This window comes from Mycobacterium sp. RTGN4 (genome assembly GCF_033804635.1).
Taxonomy (GTDB): domain Bacteria; phylum Actinomycetota; class Actinomycetes; order Mycobacteriales; family Mycobacteriaceae; genus Mycobacterium.
Genome location: NZ_JAPZLB010000024.1, coordinates 49,083 through 55,824, shown reverse-complemented (window position 1 = coordinate 55,824; position 6,742 = coordinate 49,083). Strand labels below are relative to the sequence as shown.

8 protein-coding genes are annotated in these 6,742 nt (G+C 64.7%); 5 read left to right on the top strand and 3 right to left on the bottom strand.

The window, feature by feature from the left end; translation table 11 throughout:
- Window positions 1-104: 104 nt before the first annotated feature.
- Window positions 105-443 (top strand): HNH endonuclease, encoded by a 339-nt coding sequence (locus tag SLQ30_RS31730; RefSeq protein WP_319451032.1) that lies wholly within the window; start codon window positions 105-107, stop codon window positions 441-443.
- A gap of 42 nt (window positions 444-485) precedes the next feature.
- Here SLQ30_RS31730 and SLQ30_RS31725 read toward each other — a convergent pair whose 3' ends face one another.
- Together SLQ30_RS31725 and SLQ30_RS31720 are read right to left on the bottom strand one after the other, a co-directional pair.
- Window positions 486-701, bottom strand: coding sequence for a hypothetical protein (locus tag SLQ30_RS31725; RefSeq protein WP_319451029.1), 216 nt, complete (start codon window positions 699-701; stop codon window positions 486-488).
- 657 nt (window positions 702-1,358) lie between these two features.
- Window positions 1,359-1,760 carry a helix-turn-helix domain-containing protein gene (locus SLQ30_RS31720; protein ID WP_319451028.1) on the bottom strand — a complete coding sequence of 134 codons (402 nt, stop codon included), beginning with the start codon at window positions 1,758-1,760 and terminating at the stop codon, window positions 1,359-1,361.
- Window positions 1,761-1,866: 106 nt separating this feature from the next.
- Between SLQ30_RS31720 and SLQ30_RS31715 the strand changes: the two genes are divergently transcribed.
- Window positions 1,867-2,808, top strand: coding sequence for an NADP-dependent oxidoreductase (locus SLQ30_RS31715; protein WP_319451027.1), 942 nt, complete (start codon window positions 1,867-1,869; stop codon window positions 2,806-2,808).
- Here the strand turns inward: SLQ30_RS31715 and SLQ30_RS31710 are convergent.
- Window positions 2,805-3,230 (bottom strand): ester cyclase, encoded by a 426-nt coding sequence (locus SLQ30_RS31710; protein WP_319451026.1) that lies wholly within the window; start codon window positions 3,228-3,230, stop codon window positions 2,805-2,807. The two genes, SLQ30_RS31715 and SLQ30_RS31710, sit on opposite strands and share 4 nt — an antisense overlap.
- Before the next feature lie 75 nt (window positions 3,231-3,305).
- Between SLQ30_RS31710 and SLQ30_RS31705 the strand changes: the two genes are divergently transcribed.
- The 3 genes from SLQ30_RS31705 (at window position 3,306) to SLQ30_RS31695 (ending at window position 6,692) form a co-directional block, all read left to right on the top strand.
- Window positions 3,306-3,932 carry a TetR/AcrR family transcriptional regulator gene (locus tag SLQ30_RS31705; RefSeq protein WP_319451025.1) on the top strand — a complete coding sequence of 209 codons (627 nt, stop codon included), beginning with the start codon at window positions 3,306-3,308 and terminating at the stop codon, window positions 3,930-3,932.
- A gap of 448 nt (window positions 3,933-4,380) precedes the next feature.
- The gene (locus SLQ30_RS31700; protein WP_319451024.1) at window positions 4,381-5,463 is read left to right on the top strand and encodes a DUF1214 domain-containing protein; all 1,083 of its coding nucleotides are present in this window, start codon (window positions 4,381-4,383) and stop codon (window positions 5,461-5,463) included.
- The gene (locus tag SLQ30_RS31695) at window positions 5,460-6,692 is read left to right on the top strand and encodes a sulfotransferase (protein WP_319451023.1); all 1,233 of its coding nucleotides are present in this window, start codon (window positions 5,460-5,462) and stop codon (window positions 6,690-6,692) included. The genes SLQ30_RS31700 and SLQ30_RS31695 overlap by 4 nt, the downstream gene beginning before the upstream one ends.
- Window positions 6,693-6,742 lie beyond the last annotated feature (50 nt).

The window sequence follows — 6,742 nt, the reverse complement described above, 5'->3', positions numbered from 1 at the left end:
CCACAACCGGCTGCCACACCGCCCGGGTGGCGGAATTACGTGACAGACGAGGTGGGGGAATTCCGTGACGGACAACCCCTCAAGCTGGAGGAATTATGTGACCGCTGACACAGGCGGCAACCCGCCAGAAGACGAGTTTGGAACGTTGGCTCGAGTCCGGCGAGGCGTGGGTCGGGAGCCGCCGCGGGCACTACATCCGGGAGTACCTTGCCGCCGCTCAGGCAGGCTGTTGCGCAATCTGCGGCGGTGCCAGCGCGTGGTTGGACCTACCTCTTGCACTGATCGTGGACCACATCGATGGAGACTCGACGAACAACCGACGGGACAACCTACGGCTCGTCTGTCCGAACTGCGACTCCCAACTACCGACGTACAAGAGTCGGAACCGTGGCAAGGGGCGGCACTTCCGGCGACAGCGGTACGCCAACGGTCAGTCGTACTGACAAAGGGCTCCAGCAAACGATGTCGGCGTTGCCGACGATCGCCTATGCGATCTGCTCTTCCACGACCCGGAACTCACGACACTGGCACTGCTGATACACGTGCTCGTCGTCGACGTCGCGGGCCATGTCGTCTTCGCAATCGAGACAGGCGTGGCACGTTCCGAACAGCGAGTGTTCCGCGTGCCGGTGACCGCACATGCACTGTTCATGGATCCCGAAGCTCATCGGCGCCCCCGCGGTCGATCGGCCTGCATCCATCACTCCCCAGAAAGATAATTGCCAATGGTGTCAATTAATGAGAATACATGAATCGCAAGAGTTAGTTGACCGTGTGAATGGCTTTGCCATCATGGCGAGTACCCGCAATCTGCGGCTCGCTGCAGGGGTTGTCGGGTCGGCCTCCCGGCGACCCTAGACCCGGCACCCTCGCGTTGTCGAGATAATCCTCATCCAATGGGTATGAACAGCAAATACACAGGTTACAGAGGGCAGTGAGCCGCGACGGCAAGCCACCCCATCGATCTCCGTACGGTGAGACAAATCGAGATTGCCGTGGCGGTAAAAACCATCCGAATCATTCGTAGCGGTGGATGAGTCTCAGCCGGCCTGCGGGGTCCAGGCAACGGCCTCAATGACAGCGCCAAGAATCGGCTTCGCGGCCGCCGGCGAAATGGCCGTCGAGCCCAGACAAGGCTCGAAAACCTCGAATCCGGTACGCCTGAACCACATTGAGTCATCACTCGGTGACTTCGTCTGCACGGCCAACTGATTGCCCACCCGGCCAGCCGAGTTGAGCCAACTGTTCGGACAGCTTGCGATCGCCACCGGTCACCACCCTAGAAACACGCCCCCGGAAGCGCCGGACCGCGAGGGTCACCGCCTCAGGGGCGGCTACGCCAGCTAGGCGTCGAGCAACTACTGGATCGGCGAGTCGTACGCGGCACGGGCGCTGTGGATCTCCACGATGTGGCTCTCCGACCACTGCTTGACCGCTTCGACGACCGGCAGGATGGTTCGTCCCAGCGCGGTGATCTCGTAGTCGACGCGAACGGGCACCGATGGCGTGACAGTCCGGCACACGAGCCCGTCGCGCTCCAGCTTGCGCAGGGTCAGGGTGAGCATTTTCTGACTGACACCGGCGACCGTCCGCGCGAGCCCGCTGTAGCGGCGGGGACCGTCGGCGAGCGCGGTCAGAACCAGCGTCACCCACTTGTCGCTGAGTGAGTCGAGCACTTGGCGCGAGGGGCACTCTGCGACGTAGGCGTTGTAGGCGGCTCGCTTCTCCGCGCGTTGCTGCGCCGCAGTCTTGGTCGGCATTGACTCTCCTATGAGCACCTTAGGCACTTTTTGGTGCCTTCTTTCTAATGGAAAGTAGCGCCCCTATCTTTGGGCGCGCAAGTTACTCGACGCGAAAGGAACACGAGTGAAAGCCATCGTCATTCGCAGCTTTGGTGGGCCAGGGGTCCTCGAGATAGCCGAGCTCCCCACCCCCGACCCCGCCAACGGCCAGGTGCGTGTACGGGTTCAGGCGGCTGCCGTCAATCCGGTCGACATCGCCACGCGCGCAGGCTGGTTGGCCGAGCAGGGACTGATGTCGCCCGGGCCACAGCTTGGAATCGGCTGGGACGTCGCCGGCGTCATCGACGCGGTCGGAGCAGGCGTCGACAGGTTCGAGGTCGGCGATCCCGTGATCGGCATGCGCAACCTCTTGAGCGCACCGCTCGGAGCGCAGGCGGAGCAGATTGTGCTCGGCCTCGAGGCGATCGCGCCTGCCCCACGCTTAGTCTCGGCGGCTGAGGCCTCGACGCTCCCGCTGAACGGTCTCACCGCGACCCAGGCCCTCGAATCTCTGGCGCTCGAGGCGGGACAGTGGCTGCTGGTGACGGGTGCAGCAGGGGCGCTTGGTGGTTTCGCGCTCGAGCTGGCCGCGATCCGCGGCCTGCGAACGATCGCAGTCGCCTCCGCCGACGACGAGGATCTGGTGCGCCGGTTGGGAGCGACGGAGTTTGTCGCCCGGACCGACGAGGTGGGTGCCGCCGTGAGGCGACTCCTCCCGCAGGGCGTCGATGGTGCACTCGATGCCGCACTGCTCGGCGTACGAGCCCTCGACTCCGTTCGCGACGGTGGCGCCTTTGCAGCGGTCGCCGCGGGCGCCGCGCCCGTTGAGCTGCGGGGAATCCGGGTTCAGAACACATGGATCCGGAACGACGCCTACCGCCTTGCGGAGCTTGCGGCGTTCATGGACGCTGGTCGCCTCACTCCACGCGTCGCCTCGACCGGACCCCTTGAGTCCGTGGCCGAGGCGCACGAGCGCCTCGCCGCGGGCGGCCAGCGCGGCCGGATCGTGCTGGAACCAGGCGGTTAAAAGATCCCGTTCGGGTTCATGGCCTCCTCCGGGATGGGCTGGATCACGTCCCAGTGCTCGACGATCTTCCCATCCTCGAGCTTGAAGACGTCGACGATTGCTGACCCGCGCTGCCCGGGCACACGCACGCCGTGCACGTGCCCGATGACGAAGTCTCCATCGGCAAAGACCTGCTTGACCTCCGCGTGCAACTCAGGAAACTTCTCCCGCAATTCGCGGATGAAACCCTTGAGGCCGTCGATGCCGTCGGCGATCAACGGATTGTGCTGGACATACCGCGGGCCGATGAGCTTGGACGCGGCCTCGAAGTCCTTGTCGTTGATGGCGGCCTCGTAAAAGGCCAGGACGGCTTGCTTATTCGACTCAAGCCTGGAATTCGGCAGCCCGCTCTGCTGGGTCTGATTGCCGGAAGCCATCTCCATTGGGGTCCCTTCTTTAAGGAGACATGCGTAAGGCTACAACCGTAGCGCTACAAACGGCGCATTACAATCACGACTATGGACGGGACCCCTTCTGCACAAAGCGGCGCCCGTGGTCGCAATCCGCGAGGCCAAGGCGAACGGCTGCGAGCGGAGATCGTCTCCGCGGCAATCCGGCTTCTGGACGAGCTCGGAGACGATCAAGCCCTGTCCCTCCGCGCCGTCGCGCGCGACGTCGGCATCGCCGCGACCTCGGTGTACATCCATTTCGCCGACCGGGACGCCCTCGTGCTCGCCGCCATGGAACGCTGTCACGGTGACCTGATGCGCGCGGTCGACCGGGCCAAGGCGGATTCGGCCGATCCGGTGGCCGCACTCCGCGCCCGTACCCTCCTGCTCGGCACATGGGCTCATCAGCATCCGGGGTTGTACAAGGTCCTTCACGAGAGCACGCTCAACCAGAGGACGGGTCTGAGCTTCAAGCAAGAGTTGGCCGAACGCACCACTCAAGCGGTCCAGCGATGCCTGGATGTCGGCCTGGCACCGGGTGAAGACGCCGCGGCCGTTTCACTCGACTTGAGGTCTGCGGTCCACGGCGCCGTGTCGATGCGGGTCAATGAGCCAGGCCTCCCGTGGCCGCCGCTGGAGGAACAGGTTGACCGATTCCTCACGAAACTCGTCGGGGTCGCACCCACAAACTCGTAGCGCACCCATGCCGACCGGCTATTGGACCGAGGCCCGCTTCCCGACACGCCGTTCCGGCCACGGCCATGGCACCCGGACCGCGCCCCCCATGGGTGTCGCACTCCATTGCCCGGCGAGCACGTCGAGCGCGCAGACGGCCCCATGCGGCCGTGACGAGTGCAGCCAGCTGTTCCGACCGCCCGATGTCGCTGCCGCTGAGCTGGTTCTTTCGCGCCCGGCGCCGCACATCGCGCTTGGACTGCCCTTGCGCGTTGAACGTCGACGCGTCACCGCCTGCCGCAAGTTGACCGAAGATTCCGTCGCGCAGTCCCCAGTGCGACTCGACGAAGAAGTGGACGAGGTCATGCGGGCCTGCCACGCATCCCATTTTCGGGCACCGCGACCACCGTTGACACATTACGTTATGCCATGTAACGATTTGGCGCGTCCGCAACGATGAGGAGCAGCCATGACCGAAGCTGGTTCACAACCGGCCCTTTCGACGGCCTTCGACGAACTACTCGACGAGGTCCGCGCGATCGAACGCAAGCTACTCGACACGGAGCCACCGCTCGCCGAAGCCGACCTGCTCGACGGCTACCGGTTGGCGTTCAGCCTGTTGCGCGTGGCCGTCGACGCCTTCGTGTGGAACGAGAAGGAACGCCCGCGACTGGTGGACGTCATCGGGCCGTTCTTGAAGTGGGGCGGCGACAATTCCGATGCGTTCTACCAACTCTCACCCATCGACCCCAACCGCACCTACCGCGTGAAGGGCAACCGCGGCGACTCGGTCTACCTGTCGATGACCGTCTATGGCGGCCCCGATGACGGGCGGTACAGCGACCGCATCGTCGACACCATCAACGATCACTCGTTGGAGTTCGACGACGACGGCAACTTCGAATTCACCATCAGCCCAACGCCTCAGCCGGGAGCGTGGCTGAAGCTCGAATCCGACGCGGTGTTCGCGCTGACCCGCGACTACGTGACTTCACGCGACACCGCCAGGCGGGTGGAGTGGACGATCGAGGCGGTCGATCCCCCACTTCGGCGCAGCGAAGATCGCGCCGACATGACCCGGCGACTGCGCGCAGCACGCACGTGGCTGCACGAACAGCTCGCCATGCTGCCCGTAAAGGTGGAGCCGCCCAACGAGATTCACGAGCCGTACCCGGTGCCGACCCAGACCTACGGCTGGGCAGCAGGCGATGCTGCGTACGCCATGGGTGCCTTCGAGCTCGAGCCCGGCCAGGCGCTCGTCGTCGAAGGCACATCGCCGGAGTGTGTGTTCTGGAACCTCTGCCTGTGGAATCCCTTCCTGCACACCTACGACTTCACCAGCGAGCGTGTCTCCATCAACGGCGCCGAGGTCACCTACGAGTCGGACGGATCCTGGCGCATCGTGATCAGCGACCAGGACCCCGGCCATCCGAACTGGGTGTCCACTGCGGGCCGCCCCAAAGGCCTCATCTGGCTGCGCTGGTTCCTGCCGATCCAGACACCGGCGCGTCCGAACTGCCGCGTGGTCAACCTCGCGGAGGTGCCTGCGTGACCCGGCCTGCGCCCATCCACCTGACCGACTTGGCCGACCCGGTGTTCCCGGAGGCGGCGAGGCCCATGCGCGAGGGCCTCGCGGCTTACGGCGCCACCCTGGACTTGACCCCGGAAGCGTTGCTGCAGGCGGCAATCGATCGCACGGGGCTCGACGACTGGGGTAATCCCGCGTTCCGCGAGCACCTCGAGGTGCTGTGCAAATCGCTGCAAGAGCAGACCGACCTCTCCGAGGTGGGCCTGGCGATGACGTTCGAGCAGTTGGTGGGAAACCTGGTCAACCGACTGCGACTGGAGGCGCTCGTCACGGCGCACCCCGAGATCGAAGACGTGTCGATCGAGCGGCCGATCATCATCTGCGGGCTGCCTCGCACGGGCACCACCCACCTGCACAACCTCATCGCGGCCGACCCAGCGATCCGCTACCTGCCCTACTGGGAGAGCCTCGAACCGTTTCCCGCGCCCGATGGGGACGAACAGTCCGTTCGGGATCGCTGCCAGGCGGGCTTGGACATCGTCAACACGTCGATGCCCGAGTTCAAGCGCATGCACGAGATGACGGTCGACCATGCCCACGAGGAAATCCAGCTGCTCGCCAACGATCTCTCCACCATGCTCTTCGAGACCCAGTACCACGTGCCCGACTATGCGGCGCATTACAAGTCGCGCGATCAGACGCCTTCGTACGCCTACTTGAAGCGCAATCTCCAGGCGCTTCAGTGGCTACGGGGTGGGACGCGGTGGGTACTGAAGTCGCCGCAGCACCTCGAGCAGTTTCCAGTGCTGCTCAAGACGTTCCCCGACGCCACCTTCGTTGTGACACACCGCGATCCGGTAGAGGTCCTGAAGTCGATGGTGACAATGATCAGCTATTCGTCGCGGATGGCGTGCGACCACCCCGATCCCGTCAAGATCTCGCGCAATTGGGTCGACCGCGCCGACGATCTGCTCAACGGCTGCCTGCGCGATCGCGACGTGCTGCCGGCTGCGCAGTCCATCGACGTCACATTCGACGACTTCATGGCCGACGAGCAGGGCACCGTCGCCGCGATCTACGCGCTTGCCGATCAGCCGTACGACGAGCGCGCCAGGGCCGCCATGGCGCAGTTCTGCCGCGACCATCCACGTGGCCGCCACGGTGGGGTGATCTACACGCCGACCGAACTCGGACTCGACACCGATGCGCTGGCCAAACAGTTCGACGGTTACCGCACCCGCTTCGTCGGTTGAGCGTCCCGCGCGGCAGTTAGCTTCATCACCCTCGTTCCAGAGCTGTTGCT

Excerpts from the sequence above, each read along its gene's own strand:
- SLQ30_RS31725 (WP_319451029.1), bottom strand. The coding sequence starts at position 701 with ATGGATGCAGGCCGATCGACCGCGGGGGCGCCGATGAGCTTCGGGATC.
- SLQ30_RS31720 (WP_319451028.1), bottom strand. The coding sequence starts at position 1,760 with ATGCCGACCAAGACTGCGGCGCAGCAACGCGCGGAGAAGCGAGCCGCC.
- SLQ30_RS31710 (WP_319451026.1), bottom strand. The coding sequence starts at position 3,230 with ATGGAGATGGCTTCCGGCAATCAGACCCAGCAGAGCGGGCTGCCGAAT.
- SLQ30_RS31705 (WP_319451025.1), top strand. The coding sequence starts at position 3,306 with ATGGACGGGACCCCTTCTGCACAAAGCGGCGCCCGTGGTCGCAATCCG.
- SLQ30_RS31700 (WP_319451024.1), top strand. The coding sequence starts at position 4,381 with ATGACCGAAGCTGGTTCACAACCGGCCCTTTCGACGGCCTTCGACGAA.